We start from the raw sequence: 18,459 nt of genomic DNA, 5'->3' as shown, positions 1-18,459 counted from the left end.
GAATGACGCTGGATCGGTTCGCCTGATACCTTTGCGCATTAGCCCGCATTTGCCTATGCGGCATGCAGCCCGGTTGCGCGCGCCCTTCGCTTCCCCTTCTCTTTCTGCTATCGCGCGGACTGCCGCGATCTGTCGGACGCTGCTCTTCATGGCGCGAGACGCCGCTGCTCCCGCTGCATCATTTATCCTTGTGCCTTTCCTCTGCGCCCGCCCGGCCCCGCTACCGCCCATGACTCGTTTTCATCGCCTTGGCGCATCGTGCGCGCTCGCCTTAGCCGCCTGGCTCGCTGTCACGCCTTCCCTTGCCGTCGCCGGCGATGGCGACGACACCGCGCTCACCAATCTGATCGCGCTGGTTTCGCAGCGCCTCTCGCTTGCCGAGCCGGTTGCCCGCTGGAAGTGGGCCAATCACCAGGCGATCACCGATACTCCGCGCGAAAACGCGCTACTCGCCGATGTGCAAAAGCGCGCTGCGGCCGTGAATGTCGACCCGGCATTCGCCCGCGCTTTCTTCCAGGATCAGATCGACGCAAGCAAGGAGGTGCAAAACGCGCTGTTCGCGACCTGGCGCAGCACACAGCCGCCGCAAGGACCGGTGCCCGACCTGGCGACCAGCACCAGACCGGAGCTCGACCGGCTGACGCAGTCGCTCATGGCCGGTCTGGCGCGCGTCCAACCACTGCGCACGGCGAGTGACTGTCCGTCGCGCGTTGCGCAATCGCTTGCCAACTGGAAATCGCTGACCCGTTATGACTCGGCCCGCTCTAACGCGTTGACTCGCGCGCTGGGTCACGTCTGCGAAACGGGGGGCGTAGGTGCGACCGGGTGATTCCGCCAGTCCAGTAAAACCGGGGCGGCCGCCACCGAAATCACTTTCAACAACGGATGAGCGGCTCACGCCGCGCGGACGCCGCTCCGCTCATCAAGCGAGACTCGAGACCGCCATCTCCGTGGGGACGCTCAACGGCAGCACGCGCAAGCCGCGCGCAAGGTGACTGTGCAGCAGGCGATAGGTCGAGAGTTCGAACGGCCCCACCACGCTCGACGCGTACAATTCGGCGGCCTGCACGAGCGACGTCGCGTGCCCCATATAGCGCCAACGGTCGACCACGTGGAAGGCGCCGTCCGCAGATGCGTCCTCCCGCTGCTCGAAGACGACCGGTCCCTCGAACGGCCATGGCGCATCCGTCGGATCCGACTTCATGACACGCGGTGCACGATTATGGACGGGGCGCAACGTCGCGATCCACTGCGCTTCGGCCAGCATCGCGCCCAGTTCGCCGCCAGTCGCGCGCCACTCGACTCGCCGCACGAGCTGCGCAAGCCGAAGATCCTTCGACGAACGCCGCTCGCCTGTCAGATGCGAGCGCAACCGCTGACGCACACGCACGCTTCGGCCGACATAGAGCGGCAAATCACCCTCACCGAAAAAGGCATACACACCACAACCGGCCGGCGCGGAATCGAGCAGATCTTCGGTGATGTCGCCAGCGAGCCGGTAGCGCCGCGTAGTGCGCTCGATCTGCGCGCGCAGTGTGTCGAGCGGCACGAGACCGTGCAGGCGCTGCCAGAACTGCCAGATCAGATCCGCGTCGGCGAGCGCGCGGTGACGATCTGACGGCACGAGCGCGTGACGTTCGACCAGCGCATCGAGGCCGTGACGCTTCTGAGCCGGGAACAACGCGCGCGACAGGCGCACGGTGCACAGCACATCAGGGTCGAACGCGATTCCCGCCCGGCGGAACTCGCCGCGCAGAAAACCACGGTCAAAACTGGCGTTATGCGCAATGAACAGTTTGCCGTTCAGACGCTCGAATAAAGCCGGCGCGATCGCGTCGAAAGTTGGCGCGCCGCGCACCATGGCGTCTGTGATACCGGTGAGTTGCTGAATGAACGACGGAATCGGCTGCTGCGGGTCGACTAGGCTGCTCCAGCGGGACACGCCGGCCGGACCGGCTTCGACGACGCCGACCTCTGTAATGCGATGCTCGCTGGTGGAACCGCCGGTGGTTTCGAGGTCGACAAAAACGATCGGGACATTCAGGGCCGGTTCCGGCAAAAACTGTTCAGACATGGAAATAGGTACTTTAGACGCGTGGCTTGCGGCAAGTATGCCCCAGTTGAGCGTCGGACAGTTTCATCGCATGGCATCGCCCGGCATGATCGGTGCCCGCACAGCGCATCCTTGAAGCAAGCGATTGCCGTCCGCGAACCGTTGGGACTGTACCGTTGCCCGTTGTCACTTTCGCTCGACGATTACATACAAACGCGCAATTGCGCTTGAGTGAAATGCTACGGTTTAGCAAGTAAAAAGCAGCCGAAACTCGGTTTGCCATAATCGGAGCCAGCAATTGCAGTCAAGAAAGGTGATTGGCCCTTTGCAAGCCAGGTGCCGTGCAAATAATGTCGTTCAGCCGCTCGTGCTTATTAACCAGTACCGACAAAATCCGTAATGATTACCCGAGCGGCCGGCGAGATGCGAAAGGCGGGAGATTTTTCACCCGACGGCCTCGATAAGGTCGGTGTTTCTCCGACTTGTTGCGGAACGTGCAGCGTCGCATGATGGACTCAGTGATGTAACGCGTTTCAGGAGACTGACATGTTCCTAGCTGAAATCCGTCGCTTCGTCCTGCGGCTCAGTCACTCACACACAAAGAGCGCTGCCGAGCATTCGGCGCCGGCTGCCGCACCCTTCGTCGAATTCGATCCCGTGTGGCACGGGGACCACTGGCAAAACCTGCTTTCATCGCCCATGGACGCGCGCCATTACGTGATGGAAGACTGGTCGATGTCGCCGACGGTCGATTGGACCGACGCAGACGACGCAGCGCCAGCGCATTGAGCCGCCCGGCCCATCCATCAGCAGGCGAAAAAAGCGCGACCGGAAAGTCGCGCCGACAAAGGTTTGGGATCTTCTTCAACGAAAAAGTCTGCTTTGGGAAGCAGAAGCTTCAGTATAGCGGCGCGCCCTATTTGCTTTATCCGCACAATTAACAATCGCTTATTTCAGCGACAACAACCATTGTTCGATGTGTTTCGGCGCGTTGCTTTTTCGCATCACTGACTGTCGCAAAACTGCAACGCAAATGTCCTCCGACTACCTCCCAGCCGGTTAATAAACCCGGAAAGCCTTTGTCCAAAGGGCTTGTGGGGCGTTCATGCATCGTTTCTGACCGCGTAATACTTTATTGCGAAATTCGGAACGCCCACTCCGCGACGCCTCTCTCTACACTCTGCCTTACCGGAAACGTGCGCGATTGGATCAACGCGCTTTTCACGCGGATCCCGCCTCTCGCAGCGCCCGCGTGAAGGTCTCCAAGCCAGCGTTCAAATATTCTCTTGCACTCGGAGTTACAAAATGAAGAAGACACTCATGGTCGCGGCCCTTACGGGCGTTTTTGCAACGGCTGCGCATGCGCAAAGCAGCGTGACGCTATATGGCTTGATCGACGCCGGCATTACTTACACGAACAACCAGCACGGTCATAGCAACTGGCAGATGACGAGCGGCTCCGTGAACGGCAGCCGTTTTGGCTTGCGTGGCGCGGAAGATCTGGGCGGCGGCCTCAAGGCCATCTTCACGTTGGAAAACGGCTTCGGCATCAATGACGGCACGCTGAAGCAGAACAGCCGTCTGTTCGGCCGCCAGGCTTTTGTCGGTCTGTCGAGCAACGACTTTGGCGCGGTAACCCTCGGTCGTCAGTACGACAGCATGGTCGATTACGTCGGCCCGCTCGCGCTTACCGGCACGCAATACGGCGGCACCCAGTTCGCGCACCCGTTCGACAACGACAACCTGAACAACTCGTTCCGTGTCAACAACTCGGTCAAGTACCAGAGCGTCAACTACGGCGGCTTCAAGTTCGGCGCGTTGTATGGCTTCTCGAACCAGGCCGCCGGCTTTGCCAACAACCGCGCCTACAGCGCGGGCGCGTCGTACAACTGGGGCGGCCTGAATGTCGCCGCTGCTTACCTGCAATTGAACAGCAATGGCGCGAACACGGCGGCCGCTGCGTTCAACTCGGGCGGCGCGGTATCGGGTGACAATACGTTCTTCGCTGCCCGTCAGCAAACGTGGGGGGCGGGTGCGAACTACGCGTTCGGCCCTGCAACAGTCGGCCTCGTGTACTCGCAGACGAACCTGTCCGGCCTCGCCGGCATCAGCCAGAGCTCCTCCGGCGTCGCGGGCGGCCTTGCGTTCCCGACCAACAGCGCCCAGTTCCAGAACTTCGAAGCCAACGCACGCTACGCCCTCACGCCGGCCGTCAGCATTGCCGGTGCGTACACGTACACCCGCGCGAATCTGTCGAGCTCGCACGTGCATTGGAACCAGTTCAACCTGCAAACCGCGTACGCACTGTCCAAGCGTACGGACGTGTATCTGCAAGGTGTGTATCAGGAAGCCAATCAAGGCGCGATCGTCGACGCCAACATCAATGGCCTTGGCGCAGCGTCCAGCAGCAACAAGCAGGTCGCTGTGACCGCAGGTCTGCGTCACCGCTTCTAAGCATTCAAAAGACTGGGTCGAACTGCAGTATCGAGGGCGCCGTTCGCGGCGCCTTTTTTATGCCCCGCCAGCTAACGGCGTTTATGCCGCGCCAGCTAACGGCGCGGTGAGGGGTGCGCCTAAGCGCTTGTGCCGGGCGCCGGATATTTGACGTCGAGTATATCGATCGGCTGCGGGCCGGCCGGTGTATACAGCGTGACCGTATCCCCGATCCTTGCCTTGAGAAGCGCGCGCGCCACCGGAGAAATCCAGCTGACGTGGCCGACGTCCAGATCGACCTCGTCGATGCCGACGATCGTCACCGTATGCACCTCACCGTCTTGCGTCGCATATTCGACCGTTGCGCCGAAGAAGACCTGATCGACGTTTTCCTGTTTGCTGCTATCGACGACTTCAGCAAGATCGAGACGCTTGGTCAGAAAGCGGATACGCCGGTCGATCTCGCGCAAGCGGCGCTTGCCATAGATGTAATCGCCGTTCTCCGAGCGATCGCCGTTCGATGCGGCCCACGACACCAGCCTGACCACCTCCGGTCGCTCGACGTCGATCAGATTCAGCAGTTCATCGCGCATGCGCCGGTAGCCGGCGGGCGTGATGTAGTTTTTGGTGCCCGCGGGGACATCCGGCTGGGCGACGTCGAGGTCGTCGTCGTTCTCGTCACTCGACTCTTTGACAAAGGCCTTGTTCATAATGGTCCATTAACTGCAGCAAGCAACTGCCTATGAAGGGTACACGATCCGGCGCGCCGGAGAAATCGCTTTAGGCTTCCCTTTTACCGAACATTTCGCTATAATCTCGTTTCTGTGTGCGGCTGTAGCTCAGTTGGATAGAGTACTTGGCTACGAACCAAGGGGTCGTGGGTTCGAATCCTGCCAGCCGCACCATTCATTCCAGGGGTTTCCTTCGTGGAAGCTCCCGCGTTTCATTGCAGTGAACGTCACCTGTTTAAGCGTGCGGCTGTAGCTCAGTTGGATAGAGTACTTGGCTACGAACCAAGGGGTCGTGGGTTCGAATCCTGCCAGCCGCACCACCTGTCAAGGGCCTTCCACAAGGAAGGCCCTTTGTTTTTGTCTGCCGCTTTTATCGAGGTCCTTCAGCGCGGGGTGCGTCACCGTTGGGTGAGACCAGCCGTCATCGCGGTGGCGACTGAATATCCCCGATTCGTCCGGCCGGATTCGGCACGTCCTCCACCACGCCGCCCACCGTTTGCTCGCCGCTCACCCGGGCTCGCGCGCCGGTCAGCGCCTGCGGTTCCTGCAACACTTCATCTACGCTATCGCCGAAGCGGCTTGCGACGAACGCTCGCAACAGCGCGACCTGCAACGAGTCTCCGAGTCCCTCCACCGCTCCATTCCCGCCCTCGAACTCCGCGATGCAATGCGTCGCGCCCATTTCGGTCCGTTCACGCACCTCGAGCCGCCGCATGCGCTCCAGCACCACGGCTGCCGCCTCCCAGGATGTGGCGGGCGTGAACCGCCCGTCCCATGGACGACCGCGGTCATTGCCGCGAATGGAGACGGTCTCGCCACTATCGGTGAAATAGATTTCGCGCACGAAGTCATGCAGGCTGCGGGCCACCCAATAATCGAGCGCCATGCCGTCGAGTTCGCCTACGTCCATCAGCGTTCTCCGTTTGGTTCCGGTCAGTCCCGGGTGAGACGCGGTGACGCCCGCATGTTCAGCTCAAGCGAAACACGGCAGGCGCCCCTCCAACGCCGACGCAATTTCTGAGCCTTGAAAGCCAGCGCCGATCAGTAATCCGCGCGCTCGCGATCGATACGCATGCCGCCTTCATGACGGTGATGCGCCTCTTCGCTCGGCCGTTCACGTGCAATGCGCATGACGTCGGGGTTGGTGCGCACGCGGCGCATGACATTGGCCAGATGGACGCGATCGCTGACCTGGATCACGAAACGCAGGACCGTGGATTCCTGCGACAGGTCTTCGTCCATCGCAATGTGGACGATGTTCGCATCCGCCGACGTGATGTCGGCAGCCACGCGGGCAAACACGCCCTTGGTATTCTTCACCAGCACCTTGACGGCGACGTCGAACAGACGGCCTGGCTGCGGCGCCCACGCCACGTCGATCCAGCGCCCGGGATCGCGCCGATGAATTCGCTGCGCGACGCGGCAGTCGGTGGTGTGGATCGCCATGCCGAGGCCGATGCCGATATAGCCCATGATGTTGTCGCCCGGAATCGGACGACAGCATGCCGACAACTGCACCGACATGCCCTCGGTGCCCGTGATGACTACAGGCGGCGCATGCGGCGTCGAACCGGACTCGGAGCGCGAACCGTCGTCGTCGGCATCGCGGCCGCTCATCAGCACTTCAATGCGCTTGGCCATGACCGCTGCGACGCGCCGGCCGAGGCCGATGTCGGCGAAGATTTCCTGACGGTTCTTGTTGCCCGTCCACTGCACGAGTTTTTCCCACGCTTCCGGCGTCACATCCGACAGCGCCAGTCCGTAACCCTTCAACGACTGATCCACTAGCCGCTCGCCGAGTTGCACGGATTCGTTCAGACGCATCGTCTTCAGATAATGGCGGATCGCAGAACGGGCCTTGCCGCTGCGCACGAAACCGAGCCACGCCGGATTCGGCTTCGAGTAAGGCGCCGTAATCACTTCGACGATATCGCCGCTTTTCAACTCGGTGCGCAGTGGCAGCAGTTCATTGTTGATCTTCACCGCGACGCACTGATTGCCCAGGTCGCTGTGGATCGAGTACGCGAAGTCGAGGGCGGTGGCGCCGCGCGGCAATGCCATGATCTTCGACTTCGGCGTAAAGACGTAAACCGCATCCGGGAACAGATCGATCTTGACGTGCTCGAGGAACTCGCTCGAGTCGCCTGCTTCGCTCTGAATGTCGAGCAGCGACTTCAACCACTGGTGCGCGCGCTTTTGCACGTCGTTCAGATCCGCGCTGCCGTTCTTGTACAGCCAGTGCGCAGCCACGCCCGCTTCGGCGATCTCGTGCATCTTGCGAGTGCGCACCTGGAACTCGATTGGCGCACCGAACGGGCCGACTAGCGTGGTGTGCAGCGATTGATAGCCGTTCACCTTCGGAATTGCGATGTAGTCCTTGAACTTGCCCGGCACGGGCTTATACAACGCATGCAGCGCGCCGATGCAGGTGTAGCACTCCAGCGCGCTCTCCACCACCACGCGAAAGCCGTAGACGTCGAGCACCTGGGAGAACGACAATTGCTTGTCGCGCATCTTCTTGTAGATGCTGAAGATGGTCTTTTCGCGGCCGGTGACTTCGGCGTCGATCTTTGCGTCGGCAATGCCGCGCTGCACCGACTCCAGAATCTTGCCGACGACTTCGCGCCGGTTGCCGCGCGCCGCCTTGACGGCTTTTTCGAGCGTGGCGTACCGGTGCGGATTGAAATTTGCAAAGCTCAGGTCCTGCAACTCGCGGTAGGTGTTGTTCAGGCCCAGCCGGTGCGCGATGGGCGCGTAGATATCCAGCGTTTCGCGTGCCACCCGACGGCGCTTTTCCGGCGGCACCGCGCCGAGCGTGCGCATGTTATGCAGCCGGTCCGCGAGCTTGACCAGAATCACGCGAACGTCGCGCGCCATCGCGAGGAGCATCTTGCGGAAGTTTTCCGCCTGCGCCTCTTCGCGATTGCGAAATTCCATCTTGTCCAGCTTCGACAAACCGTCGACCAGTTCCGCGACCTTCGCGCCGAAACGCTCGGCGAGTTCCGCCTTGGTCACGCCCTGGTCTTCCATCACGTCATGCAGCAGTGCCGCCATCATGGCCTGCGCGTCGAGATTCCAGCCGGCGCAGATTTCCGCGACGGCGACAGGATGCGTGATGTAAGGCTCGCCACTCTGGCGGTATTGGCCGAGGTGCGCTTCGTCGCTGAAATGGAAGGCGGCCTTGATGTCCTTGATCTCGTCCGGCTGCAGATAGCCGGACAGCACGGACGTCAATCTGGCGATGGAGACGACGTCATGCCGGCGCGGCTGCTCCGGCGTGGCGGTCGGTCCGAATAGATGGCGAAACGACTGTTCGAGGACCGCGTCGATGTACTTGCGTGCAGACGAGGGCGAATTGGCGTCGTGGTCCACTTCCGTGGCGGCGGGCGGGGTAGCACTCATGGTCGCCTCCGTAGCGGTTCAGGGTTGGACGCCGGCCTGCAGGTTTGATGCAATCAGGTGTGGCAAGTACGTGACAAACAACGTGACAAATAACTGGCAAGCACGTGGCCAATCGAAAACGGAACAGTAAGCCTTATACGGGCACCTTCTTCAACATTTCGACGCCGACCTGGCCGGCTGCGATTTCACGCAGCGCGACGACGGTGGGCTTGTCGCGGCTTTCGATCTTCGGCGTATGGCCTTGAGCGAGCTGACGCGCGCGATAGGTTGCGGCAAGCGCGAGTTCGAAACGGTTCGGGATCTGTTTGAGGCAGTCTTCGACGGTAATGCGGGCCATGTTGGATTCCTTCTCAGTATGTTGCTCATTCTACCTTATGTGCTCGACACCACGCCGCGCTCACGCGTGCGGCAGGTGAATGCCGAGCTGCACGAAAAGCTGCGTATGACGGGCGTACTGCGACGCGAAGCGCGAGCGCGTGGCGGCGACGAGGCATTGCAGTTCGCTGAGCGCGCGCTCGAAGTTCTCGTTGATCACGACGTACTCCGCTTCGGCCGCGTGCGCCATCTCGCTGCCGGCCGCGAGCAGGCGGCGTGTGATCACATTCGGCTCGTCCTGGCCGCGCTTTTTCAGACGCTCTTCGAGCGCCTCGAGCGACGGCGGCAAGATGAAAATCTCGACCGCGTTGTGAAACTGCTTCTTCACCTGCTGTGCGCCTTGCCAGTCGATTTCGAGCAGCACGTCATGACCGCTCTTCATCTGCTCCTCGATCCAGACGCGCGACGTGCCGTAGTAGTTGCCATGCACTTCCGCACTCTCCAGAAATTCGCCCTGGTCATGGCGCCGCATGAAGTCGTCGACGCTGGTGAAGTGGTAGTGCTCGCCGTCCTGTTCCTTCGGGCGTGGCGGACGCGTGGTGTAAGAGATCGACAGACGGATCGCGTCGTCGCCGGCGAGCAGCGCGTTCACGAGAGTCGACTTGCCCGCCCCCGAAGGCGCGACCACCATGAAGAGGTTGCCCGGATAAGCACCGGCGTAGGGGTTGCGCGGTGCGCCGCTTTCGCGTGGGTGATCGATCATGTCGGGGATGCTCCAGCCTTATTCCAGGTTCTGTACTTGTTCGCGCATCTGTTCGATGAGCAGCTTCAAGGTCATCGACGAATCCGCCAGTTCCTTCGCCGCCGCCTTCGAGCCGAGCGTGTTCGCCTCGCGGTTGAGCTCCTGCATCATGAAGTCGAGCCGCTTGCCGAGCTTGCCGCCCTTCTCGATCACGTGACGCGTTTCGTTCAGGTGAGCCGTGAGGCGCGAGAGTTCCTCGGCGATGTCGATGCGGATGCCGTACATCGTCACTTCCTGGCGAATCCGTTCGTTGATTTCGTCGCGCGAGACGATCGTCGCAGCGGTATCCGGCGCGGCGATGCCGAGCGCTTCCTGCAAACGTTCGACGATCTTCTGCTGATGCCGCGCGATCAGCTCCGGCACGAGCGGCGTGATCTTCGTGACGATCGCTTCCATCTCGGTGACGTTGGCGAGCAGCATCGTGGCAAGCTGCGCGCCTTCGCGCGCACGCACGTCGATCAGGTCGGTGATCGCCTGCTTGCCGCACGCGAGCACCGCGTCGCGCAGCGTTTCGGGCGCCACGCCGGTTTCGGCCAGCACGCCCGGCCAGCGCAGAATTTCGCCGGTGCGCAGACGGCCCGCTTCCGGGAACGTGGAAAGCACCGTGCGTTCGAGCAGCGCCAATTGCGTCAGCGTGTCGCGATTGATCGCGCCGGCATTGGCCGACTGCTCGCTGCGTTGCAGATTGATGCGGATATCCACCTTGCCGCGCGACAGCTTGTTCATCAGCATTTCGCGCAGCGTCGGTTCACAGACGCGCACGTCTTCCGGCATACGGAAATTCAGATCGAGAAAGCGCGAGTTCACCGTGCGCAGTTCGACCGATACGCTCACACCGCCGGTGCCTGATGCCGCCACGAGTTCGCGGGTCGCGCTCGCATAGCCAGTCATGCTGTAGATCATCGTATTTCTCGCGATTGCGGCCATGCGTTCGACGCCGGCCTGAGAGGCAAATCGCCCGGCATGTACGAGACGCGGGGCGGTGAACCGGCATTATCCCATTTTTGAGCGCGGCATCCGGCGCAGCCAGCCTGCATGCGGGCACGCGCCGCTGCCCGCATGCAGGCTGGCATTCAGCAGGAGGCGTCCGCGCTGGATGGCGACTCGCCGCGCACCGACCGGGCAGCAAGGCGCGCGGCTGACCGCTCTAGCCGATCGGCGGTAAAATCGCGCTTTCCCTCCGCCCTTCTCAGACCATCCCAATGACCAACGACACCCATCGCCCCAGCGGCCGCCAGGCCAATCAGCTGCGCGACGTGCGCATCACGCGCCACTACACGAAGCACGCGGAGGGCTCGGTACTGGTCGAATTCGGCGACACCAAAGTGATTTGCACCGCGAGCATTGCCGAAAGCGTGCCGTCGTTTTTGCGCGACCGCGGCCAGGGCTGGCTCACCGCCGAATACGGGATGCTGCCGCGCGCCACGCACACCCGCAGCGACCGTGAAGCGGCGCGCGGCAAGCAGACCGGCCGCACTCAGGAAATCCAGCGGCTGATCGGCCGGGCGCTGCGTTCGGTGTTCGATCTCGAGAAGCTCGGCGCGCGCACGCTGCACATTGATTGCGACGTGATCCAGGCCGACGGCGGCACGCGCACGGCCAGCATCACTGGTGCGTTCGTAGCCGCGCACGACGCGGTGGCCAGGTTGCTCGCCGCCGGCCGCATCGAAACCTCGCCGATCAACGATTACGTCGCCGCGATCTCGGTCGGCGTGTACGACGGCCTGCCGGTGCTCGACCTCGACTACGACGAGGACTCGCAATGCGACACCGACATGAACGTGGTGATGACGGGCGCGGGCGGCTTCGTCGAAGTCCAGGGCACCGCCGAGGGCGTGCCCTTTACGCGCGGCGAAATGAATGCGCTGCTCGATCTGGCAAGCGCCGGCATCGGCACGCTGATCGCGAAGCAGAAAGCAGCGCTGGAGCAAAAGAGTGAATGAGGTTCGTGGACGCAATGGCGCAGGCACGCCGTTGAATACATCGTTGAATACATCGTTGAAGACGCCGTTGACCCAGGTCGTGCTGGCGTCGAACAACGCGGGCAAGCTGCGCGAGTTCGCGGCGCTGCTCGGCGCGGCCGGCATCGAGCTGATTGCGCAAGGCGAGCTGAACGTGCCCGAGGCGCCAGAGCCGCATCCCACCTTCGTCGAAAACGCGCTGGCCAAGGCGCGCCATGCAGCGAGGCTCACCGGCCTGCCCGCGCTCGCCGACGACTCCGGCCTGTGCGTGCGCGCGTTGCGCGGCGCGCCCGGCGTGTATTCGGCACGCTACGCGCAACTCGTCGGCGGCGAGAAAAGCGACGCGGCGAATAACGCCCGCCTCGTGGCCGAACTGCAAGGCGAAAGCGATCGCCGCGGCTATTACTACTGTGTGCTGGCGCTGGTGCGTCACCCGGACGATCCCGAACCGCTGATCGCCGAAGGCCGCTGGCATGGTGAAATCCTCGAAGCGCCGCGTGGCGCTCACGGTTTCGGCTACGACCCGTACTTCTTTTTGCCGTCGCTGAACGCGAGCGCCGCGGAACTCGAGCCGGCGGTGAAAAATGCCAGCAGTCACCGTGCCATCGCTTTGCGGCAACTGCTTGCGCGCCTGCGGGAGGAAACGTGATTCCGATCAAGCCCACGCCTGCCGACATCGGCAACGGCGTCATCCAGGCGTTCACGTCGCCGGGCAGCATTCGGCTCACGTCGCTCCCGCCGTTGGCGCTGTACGTGCATTTCCCGTGGTGCGTGCGCAAGTGTCCGTATTGCGATTTCAATTCGCATGAGTGGAAGGGCGACACGTTTCCGGAAAACGACTACCTCGACGCGCTGCGTACCGACCTCGAGATGGCGTTGCCGCTAATCTGGGGCCGCCAGGTGCATACGGTATTCATCGGCGGCGGCACGCCCAGCCTGCTGTCCGCGGCGGGGCTCGACCGCATGCTGTCGGACGTGCGCGCGCTGCTGCCGCTCGACGCCGACGCCGAAATCACGCTCGAAGCCAATCCCGGCACGTTCGAAGCCGACAAGTTCGCACAGTTTCGCGCGAGCGGCGTGAACCGGCTGTCGGTAGGCATCCAGAGTTTCAACGAAGCGCATCTGCAGGCGCTCGGCCGGATTCATGACGCGGCGCAAGCGCGCCACGCCGTTGACGTCGCCGCCACCACGTTCGACAACTTCAACCTCGACCTGATGTTCGCGCTGCCGGGTCAGACGCTCGCCGAATGCCAGGCCGACGTGGAGACGGCGTTGTCGTTCGCGCCGCCACACCTGTCGCTTTATCACCTGACGCTCGAGCCGAACACGCTGTTTGCGAAATTCCCGCCCGCGTTGCCCGACGACGATGCCTCAGCCGACATGCAAGACTGGATTCACGAGCGCACGGCAGCGGCCGGTTACACGCACTATGAAGTGTCGGCGTATGCGCAGCCGCATCGTCAGAGCAAACACAATCTGAACTACTGGCGCTTTGGGGACTACCTCGGTATCGGCGCGGGCGCGCACAGCAAGCTGTCGTTTCCGAATCGCATGCTGCGCCAGGCGCGCTATAAACATCCGACTACCTTCATCGAGCAGGCGAAGGCCGGCTACGCGGTGCAGGAAGAGCACGAAGTGGGGCCGCGGGACTTGCCGTTCGAGTTCATGCTGAACGCGCTGCGACTGGTGGAAGGCTTCCCGGTGCATCGGTTCGTCGAGCGTACGGGGCTGTCCATCACTTCCATCGAACCGGCATTGCAGGAAGCGGAACGGCGCAAGCTGATTACGCGCGACCACGAGAAGATTGCACCGACACCGCTCGGCCAGGCGTTCCTGAACGATCTGCAAGCGCTGTTCCTCAAAGACTCACAGTGATTGCCGATTGACTGAATGCCGCACACGGATTTTTCGGGTTACAATTCGCGGCTTGGAGGTGTGGCCGAGCGGTTTAAGGCACCGGTCTTGAAAACCGGCGAAGGAGCAATCTTTCCGTGAGTTCGAATCTCACCGCCTCCGCCAGAAACTCAATGAATACGGGCCCACGGGGCCCGTTTTTCGTTTCTGCCCGCCATAGCACCCGCAAAAGTTAGGTGCCGCCAAGATTGCGTAGGCTTACGCCCCGCTGCGCCGACGAAACAAGGGCAAGCGAGGCGGGTTGCGCGTCATCTCATCTATTCCTACTGAATCGAAGGCACCCAATTCTGGATGTTTTCTGTCTACGGCAAAAACGAGATGCCCTAACCGTCCGCAGATTAGCGCAAAGCCTTCGCTGCGTTGCTAGTGTCGGACATTCGGATAAGGAGCAAGCCAAATGCTGTCGCTGGTTCGTCGGACCGGCGATGGACGATGTGATTTGGGACCACTCCACTTTCAGTAAGAACCGCGACCGACTGACGGCCCATGATGTCATGGTCCCGCTGTTCAATGAGACGGTCGAGACAGTACGCGTGCGTGGCCCGTCACCACCGATTGAACAAGGACCGGATTGCGACTAATCTGGTCTTTCTGTCGACCCGCCCCGGAGTCTGCTATGTGCCGTCTCGCAACAACAATGGCCGCCCTGCTGGCCGCCGGTTTCGCCCTCTCTGCAAGTGCTCAAGCCGTTGTCACAATCGGCCATTCGGCGCCACTCACAGGCCCGCAAGCGCCCAACGGTAAGGACAACGAGAACGGCGCGCGTCTCGCCATCGACGAGCTGAACAAGACAGGTGTCAGCGTTGCGGGACAGAAGGTGACATTCAAGCTCGATTCGGAAGACGATCAGGCCGATCCAAAAATCGGTGTACAGGTCGCGCAAAAGCTGGTCGACGGCGGGGTTGTCGCGGTCGTAGGACCGTACAACTCGGGGGTAGCCATCCCGGCATCGCGCGTCTACCACGCCGCCGGCGTCCCGATGCTGCCCGTTGCGTCCAACCCGGCACTGACGAAACAGGGCTTCAACAACATCTTCCGGATCGGCGCAAGCGATGAGCAGCTCGGTGGCACGATGGGCCAGTTCGCCGCGAAAACGCTGAAAGCGAAAACGGCGGCAGTCATCGACGACCGCACGGCATACGGTCAGGGCGTCGCCGAACAGTTCATGAAGACGGCAAAGGCCAACGGTATCCAGATTGTCGATCAGGAGTTCACCAATTCTTCGGCAACCGACTTTCTCGGCATTCTCACCAACATCAAGGGCAAAAATCCGGACGTGGTTTTCTTCGGTGGCTATGCTGCGCAAGGCGCACCGATGGCCCGGCAGATGCGCCAGCGGGGGCTGCGCGCGAAGCTGCTCGGCGGCGACGGCATCTGCTCGGCGGACATGGGCAAGGTCGCGGGCGACGCGGCATCGATCGTCTACTGCGCCCAGGGCGGCGTCGGGCTCGACAAGTCCGCTGCGGGCCGCGAGTTCCTGCAGAAGTACAAGGCCGCCTACCACACGGACACGCAGGTCTACGCGGTCAGCTACTACGACGGCGTCAAGCTGCTTGCCGATGCGATGGTCAAGGCGGGCACGACGACCGACAAGGCAAAGCTGATCGCGCAGCTTGCGAAGGAGAACTACAAGGGTGTTGCCGGCACCTACTCGTTCGACCAGTACGGCGACCTCAAGGGTGCGCCAACAACGGTGTACGTCATCAAGAACGGCTTGCCCGTTCCGTACGGCGAATAACCCAAGGCCGCGAACCGATCTTGCCGAGGCGATCATGAAAATCACACGCACCCTTTCGACTGTCGAAGTCCATACCGGCGGGGAAGCATTCCGCATCGTGACCAGTGGCCTGCCGCGTCTGCCTGGCGACACGATCGTCAAACGCCGCGCGTGGCTGAAGGAAAACGCCGACGAAATCCGCAGGGCGCTGATGTTCGAGCCGCGCGGGCATGCTGACATGTACGGTGGTTACCTGACCGAGCCGGTGAGCCCGGCCGCGGACTTCGGCATCATCTTCGTGCACAACGAGGGGTATAGCGACCATTGCGGACACGGCATCATCGCGCTGTCCACGGCGGCGGTGGAACTCGGCTGGGTGCAACGTCAGGTTCCCGAGACACGCGTTGGAATCGATGCGCCGTGCGGCTTCATCGAAGCGTTGGTCCAGTGGGACGGCGACCACGCGGGCAACGTCCGCTTCGTCAACGTGCCGTCCTTCATCTGGAAGAAAGACGTCACGGTCCAGACGCCTTCGTTTGGCGCCGTGACCGGCGATATCGCTTTCGGCGGCGCGTTCTATTTCTATACCGATGGTCGCCCGCATCGTCTCGAAGTGCGCGAATCCTCGGTCGAGGAATTGATCCGCTTTGGCGCCGAGGTGAAGGCGGCGGCTAACGAGGCATTCCCGGTCGAGCACCCGCTCATACCCGAGATCAATCACATCTACGGAACGATCATCGCCAACGCTCCCCGGCACGCGGGATCGACGCAAGCCAACTGCTGCGTGTTCGCCGACCGGGAAGTGGATCGCTCGCCTACCGGCTCGGGCACGGGTGGTCGGGTGGCTCAGCTGTATTTGCGCGGCGAACTGGGGAAAGACGAAACACTGATTAACGAATCCATCATTGGCACGGTATTCAAAGGCCGGGTCTTGAGCGAAACCATGGTGGGCGACTTCAAGGCGGTGATTCCGGAAGTCGAAGGCAACGCCTTTATCTGTGGTTTTTCCACCTGGATCGTCGATGAGCGCGATCCGCTAACCTACGGCTTTCTCGTCCGATAGCCGGTTGCTGGTACGACGTGCGCGGTGAGGAACGCCGCACACTCGCCCCCGCAAGCGAGTTTGATCTGCAGTCCGAAACAGTGCGCGGTTACGCACAACGCCGTCGCAGCACATGAACGTGCAAGATCGACTGCCGCGAGATGCAATGCGTCGCCCCGCTCAGCGTTCGATGCGCTTCGCACACTCGAACAAGCGACCATGCGTGACGCGTCACGCGCTTAGCGCCTGCAGCACTTCGCGCGCATCGGCGCAACGGCGATTCAGGTCGCGATGCATCGGTTGGCTATCGAGCAAAGCCGATACATCGGTTAGACCATAATCAAAGCGCAAGACGTATTCGATGTCGGTGTAGTCGTGATAGGCGCCGCTATCAGCCAGCTTCCGCGCTTCGGCGAAAGCGGCTTGTTGCCGTTCGCCATTCACCAGGTCTCTGATCGCCATGAGTGCCGCCCCGAAGAACAGTGGTTCCATCATAGCAACGCAATTTGCTACGCACGGTGGCGTGCACGCAACACCTGGTGTTTTCCGTAGGCGCGGCGCGGGTCGAGAAGTATTTGTGGTACCAGCGGCGCGGGCGTCGTTGGCCCCAGGCAGTGTCCCGGCAGAGGAAGAACGGCCATCATGCAATCATCGCTCTGCCGTCGTACGACCTTCATGTATCGTTCACAGGGACCCCGGGGGCACGCATCACGCCGCCGCGAGCGGCGCCTTCGTGCCATGCCATCTGATCACCAGCATCCGACCGACATAGCACAGCGTTCCCGCCACGCCCACCACGATGCCCATACCCTTGGGCGAGCCGTCGTGCCACAGCCCGACCGCGAGGCTCGACACGGCCCCGAGCGCCAGCTGCACCGCGCCGAACACGGCCGCCGCGGCGCCCGCGTTGGCCGGATAGCGGTGCATCAGATCGGTCGTGCAATTGGCGGACAGCAAGCCCACTACGCCGACCACGAAGAACAGGCCGAACACGATCGACCATAATCCGCCCCAGCCGGTCAGCGACACGAGGCACACGAACAGCGAAGCACCAAAGCTCACGGTCGCCGCAAAAGAAATGATGGGCAGTGAGCCGAGCCGGCCGACGAGGCGCGTATTCATCAGGTTGCCGAACATGATTCCGACGATGTTCAACGCGAACAGGAAGCCGTAATGCTGTGCCGACACATGGAAGTATTCGATGTAGACGAAAGGCGTCGCCGTGATGTACGCGAACATCGCCGCGAACGCCATGCCCCCGCACAGCATGTGCCCCCATGCGACGGAATCGCGCAGCAGCTTGCCGTAAGCGCCGAACGATTTCAGCAGCGCCGACTGTGCGCGCTTCTCGCGCGGCCAGGTTTCGGGCACCTTCAGGAACGCGGTCACCGCGCACACCGCGCCGAACAGCGTCAGCACGACGAACACCACGCGCCAGCCGCCCACCAGCAGCAACTGGCCGCCGATCAGCGGCGCGAGCAGCGGGCCGACGGCGGTGACGATCGCGAGCAGCGACAATACCCGGGCGGCATCGGTGGGGCCGTGCGCATCGCGCGCGATCGCGCGCGCCAGTACCGAGGCCGCACCGGCACCGAGCGCCTGCACGAAGCGGAAGGCCACCAGCGAGCCAATCGAAAACGACAGCGCGCAAGCCACGCTCGCCAGTGCATACATGACGATACCGCCGAGCAACACCGGCCGCCGTCCGTACGTGTCCGACAGCGGCCCATACAGCAACATGCCGATCGAGAAGCCGAGCATGAAACTGGTCAGCGTCGCCTGCGCGGCGCCCGTGCTGATCGCGAAGGCCTGCGCGATGGTGGGCAGGCTCGGCAAATACATATCGATGGAAATCGGCCCGCATGCGGCAAGCGCACCGAGCAACAGAATCAGCCGGCCATCGGGCCGGCTTCTGGAGACGTGAGACATTGGAATCCGGATGGAGCGCCGCGCGTTATCGGCAGCGGAACGGGTGGAATGCGAAAGCACCAGCTTGACCGCCTCGATTGTACGCGACCGATCATGCTCACGAAGCGGCGGCCGCGTCCGATTGCGCGTCCGATTGCGCGTGCGGCATGACGGGCGCGGC

General features: G+C 62.3%; 17 protein-coding genes, 3 tRNA genes and 1 pseudogene. 12 read left to right on the top strand and 9 right to left on the bottom strand.

Annotated features, from left to right (window positions below):
• Positions 1–229: 229 nt before the first annotated feature.
• Positions 230–829: a chorismate mutase gene (locus ABQJ48_RS03830; RefSeq protein WP_367836098.1), complete on the top strand. Its 600-nt coding sequence runs from the start codon at positions 230–232 to the stop codon at positions 827–829.
• A 93-nt stretch (positions 830–922) separates the two neighbouring features.
• Here ABQJ48_RS03830 and ABQJ48_RS03825 read toward each other — a convergent pair whose 3' ends face one another.
• Positions 923–2,074: an exonuclease domain-containing protein gene (locus ABQJ48_RS03825; protein WP_367836096.1), complete on the bottom strand. Its 1,152-nt coding sequence runs from the start codon at positions 2,072–2,074 to the stop codon at positions 923–925.
• A gap of 525 nt (positions 2,075–2,599) precedes the next feature.
• Here ABQJ48_RS03825 and ABQJ48_RS03820 point away from each other — a divergent pair.
• Complete coding sequence (locus tag ABQJ48_RS03820; protein WP_367836095.1) at positions 2,600–2,842, top strand: hypothetical protein; 243 nt, start codon at positions 2,600–2,602, stop codon at positions 2,840–2,842.
• 516 nt (positions 2,843–3,358) lie between these two features.
• Positions 3,359–4,507: a porin gene (locus ABQJ48_RS03815; protein ID WP_367836093.1), complete on the top strand. Its 1,149-nt coding sequence runs from the start codon at positions 3,359–3,361 to the stop codon at positions 4,505–4,507.
• Positions 4,508–4,626: 119 nt separating this feature from the next.
• Here the strand turns inward: ABQJ48_RS03815 and greB are convergent, their stop codons facing one another.
• On the bottom strand, positions 4,627–5,196 hold the full coding sequence (greB, locus tag ABQJ48_RS03810) for a transcription elongation factor GreB (RefSeq protein WP_367836091.1): 570 nt from the start codon (positions 5,194–5,196) through the stop codon (positions 4,627–4,629).
• Positions 5,197–5,314: 118 nt separating this feature from the next.
• Between greB and ABQJ48_RS03805 the strand changes: the two genes are divergently transcribed.
• Both ABQJ48_RS03805 and ABQJ48_RS03800 read left to right on the top strand, forming a co-directional pair.
• A tRNA-Arg gene (locus ABQJ48_RS03805) sits at positions 5,315–5,391 on the top strand.
• Between the two features lie 69 nt (positions 5,392–5,460).
• Positions 5,461–5,537, top strand: a tRNA-Arg gene (locus ABQJ48_RS03800).
• Between the two features lie 101 nt (positions 5,538–5,638).
• Here the strand turns inward: ABQJ48_RS03800 and ABQJ48_RS03795 are convergent.
• The 5 genes from ABQJ48_RS03795 to ABQJ48_RS03775 form a co-directional block, all read right to left on the bottom strand.
• Positions 5,639–6,127: a phage protein NinX family protein gene (locus ABQJ48_RS03795; RefSeq protein ID WP_367836090.1), complete on the bottom strand. Its 489-nt coding sequence runs from the start codon at positions 6,125–6,127 to the stop codon at positions 5,639–5,641.
• Between the two features lie 131 nt (positions 6,128–6,258).
• Positions 6,259–8,619, bottom strand: a complete 2,361-nt coding sequence (locus ABQJ48_RS03790) for a RelA/SpoT family protein (protein WP_367836088.1) — start codon at positions 8,617–8,619, stop codon at positions 6,259–6,261.
• Between the two features lie 133 nt (positions 8,620–8,752).
• Complete coding sequence (gene rpoZ / locus ABQJ48_RS03785) at positions 8,753–8,956, bottom strand: DNA-directed RNA polymerase subunit omega (protein WP_006025620.1); 204 nt, start codon at positions 8,954–8,956, stop codon at positions 8,753–8,755.
• Positions 8,957–9,016: 60 nt separating this feature from the next.
• On the bottom strand, positions 9,017–9,697 hold the full coding sequence (gmk, locus tag ABQJ48_RS03780; protein WP_367836079.1) for a guanylate kinase: 681 nt from the start codon (positions 9,695–9,697) through the stop codon (positions 9,017–9,019).
• An 18-nt stretch (positions 9,698–9,715) separates the two neighbouring features.
• Positions 9,716–10,639, bottom strand: a complete 924-nt coding sequence (locus tag ABQJ48_RS03775; protein ID WP_367836513.1) for a YicC/YloC family endoribonuclease — start codon at positions 10,637–10,639, stop codon at positions 9,716–9,718.
• 299 nt (positions 10,640–10,938) lie between these two features.
• Between ABQJ48_RS03775 and rph the strand changes: the two genes are divergently transcribed.
• The 7 genes and pseudogenes from rph to lhpH all read left to right on the top strand — a co-directional run bounded on the left by rph (position 10,939) and on the right by lhpH (position 16,391).
• Positions 10,939–11,679, top strand: coding sequence for a ribonuclease PH (gene rph / locus ABQJ48_RS03770; RefSeq protein ID WP_367836077.1), 741 nt, complete (start codon positions 10,939–10,941; stop codon positions 11,677–11,679).
• Complete coding sequence (rdgB, locus tag ABQJ48_RS03765) at positions 11,672–12,346, top strand: RdgB/HAM1 family non-canonical purine NTP pyrophosphatase (RefSeq protein ID WP_473094094.1); 675 nt, start codon at positions 11,672–11,674, stop codon at positions 12,344–12,346. The genes rph and rdgB overlap by 8 nt, the downstream gene beginning before the upstream one ends.
• Positions 12,343–13,572 (top strand): radical SAM family heme chaperone HemW, encoded by a 1,230-nt coding sequence (gene hemW, locus ABQJ48_RS03760; protein WP_367836075.1) that lies wholly within the window; start codon positions 12,343–12,345, stop codon positions 13,570–13,572. Before rdgB ends, hemW begins: the two co-directional genes overlap by 4 nt.
• A gap of 54 nt (positions 13,573–13,626) precedes the next feature.
• Positions 13,627–13,716: transfer RNA gene (locus tag ABQJ48_RS03755), tRNA-Ser, on the top strand.
• A 299-nt stretch (positions 13,717–14,015) separates the two neighbouring features.
• Positions 14,016–14,153 (top strand): annotated as a pseudogene (locus tag ABQJ48_RS03750) (IS5/IS1182 family transposase); the annotation flags it as partial.
• A gap of 74 nt (positions 14,154–14,227) precedes the next feature.
• Positions 14,228–15,349: a branched-chain amino acid ABC transporter substrate-binding protein gene (locus ABQJ48_RS03745; RefSeq protein ID WP_367836073.1), complete on the top strand. Its 1,122-nt coding sequence runs from the start codon at positions 14,228–14,230 to the stop codon at positions 15,347–15,349.
• 34 nt (positions 15,350–15,383) lie between these two features.
• Entirely contained in the window at positions 15,384–16,391 is a 1,008-nt protein-coding gene (lhpH, locus tag ABQJ48_RS03740; RefSeq protein WP_367836071.1) for a trans-3-hydroxy-L-proline dehydratase, read from the top strand.
• Between the two features lie 210 nt (positions 16,392–16,601).
• Here the strand turns inward: lhpH and ABQJ48_RS03735 are convergent, their stop codons facing one another.
• Positions 16,602–16,832: a hypothetical protein gene (locus ABQJ48_RS03735; RefSeq protein WP_367836070.1), complete on the bottom strand. Its 231-nt coding sequence runs from the start codon at positions 16,830–16,832 to the stop codon at positions 16,602–16,604.
• Between the two features lie 246 nt (positions 16,833–17,078).
• Positions 17,079–18,299 carry a Bcr/CflA family multidrug efflux MFS transporter gene (locus ABQJ48_RS03730; protein ID WP_367836068.1) on the bottom strand — a complete coding sequence of 407 codons (1,221 nt, stop codon included), beginning with the start codon at positions 18,297–18,299 and terminating at the stop codon, positions 17,079–17,081.
• Positions 18,300–18,459: the final 160 nt, after the last annotated feature.

Origin of the sequence: Paraburkholderia suaedae (genome assembly GCF_040812055.1) — a bacterium.
Taxonomy (GTDB): Bacteria; Pseudomonadota; Gammaproteobacteria; order Burkholderiales; family Burkholderiaceae; genus Paraburkholderia.
This window is presented reverse-complemented; position numbering and strand designations above follow the sequence as displayed.

Coding starts and splice junctions, on each gene's coding strand:
- ABQJ48_RS03830 (WP_367836098.1), top strand. CDS start 230: ATGACTCGTTTTCATCGCCTTGGCGCATCGTGCGCGCTCGCCTTAGCC.
- ABQJ48_RS03825 (WP_367836096.1), bottom strand. CDS start 2,074: ATGTCTGAACAGTTTTTGCCGGAACCGGCCCTGAATGTCCCGATCGTT.
- ABQJ48_RS03820 (WP_367836095.1), top strand. CDS start 2,600: ATGTTCCTAGCTGAAATCCGTCGCTTCGTCCTGCGGCTCAGTCACTCA.
- ABQJ48_RS03815 (WP_367836093.1), top strand. CDS start 3,359: ATGAAGAAGACACTCATGGTCGCGGCCCTTACGGGCGTTTTTGCAACG.
- greB (WP_367836091.1), bottom strand. CDS start 5,196: ATGAACAAGGCCTTTGTCAAAGAGTCGAGTGACGAGAACGACGACGAC.
- ABQJ48_RS03795 (WP_367836090.1), bottom strand. CDS start 6,127: ATGGACGTAGGCGAACTCGACGGCATGGCGCTCGATTATTGGGTGGCC.
- ABQJ48_RS03790 (WP_367836088.1), bottom strand. CDS start 8,619: ATGAGTGCTACCCCGCCCGCCGCCACGGAAGTGGACCACGACGCCAAT.
- rpoZ (WP_006025620.1), bottom strand. CDS start 8,956: ATGGCCCGCATTACCGTCGAAGACTGCCTCAAACAGATCCCGAACCGT.
- gmk (WP_367836079.1), bottom strand. CDS start 9,697: ATGATCGATCACCCACGCGAAAGCGGCGCACCGCGCAACCCCTACGCC.
- ABQJ48_RS03775 (WP_367836513.1), bottom strand. CDS start 10,639: ATGATCTACAGCATGACTGGCTATGCGAGCGCGACCCGCGAACTCGTG.
- rph (WP_367836077.1), top strand. CDS start 10,939: ATGACCAACGACACCCATCGCCCCAGCGGCCGCCAGGCCAATCAGCTG.
- ABQJ48_RS03745 (WP_367836073.1), top strand. CDS start 14,228: ATGTGCCGTCTCGCAACAACAATGGCCGCCCTGCTGGCCGCCGGTTTC.
- lhpH (WP_367836071.1), top strand. CDS start 15,384: ATGAAAATCACACGCACCCTTTCGACTGTCGAAGTCCATACCGGCGGG.
- ABQJ48_RS03735 (WP_367836070.1), bottom strand. CDS start 16,832: ATGGCGATCAGAGACCTGGTGAATGGCGAACGGCAACAAGCCGCTTTC.
- ABQJ48_RS03730 (WP_367836068.1), bottom strand. CDS start 18,299: ATGTCTCACGTCTCCAGAAGCCGGCCCGATGGCCGGCTGATTCTGTTG.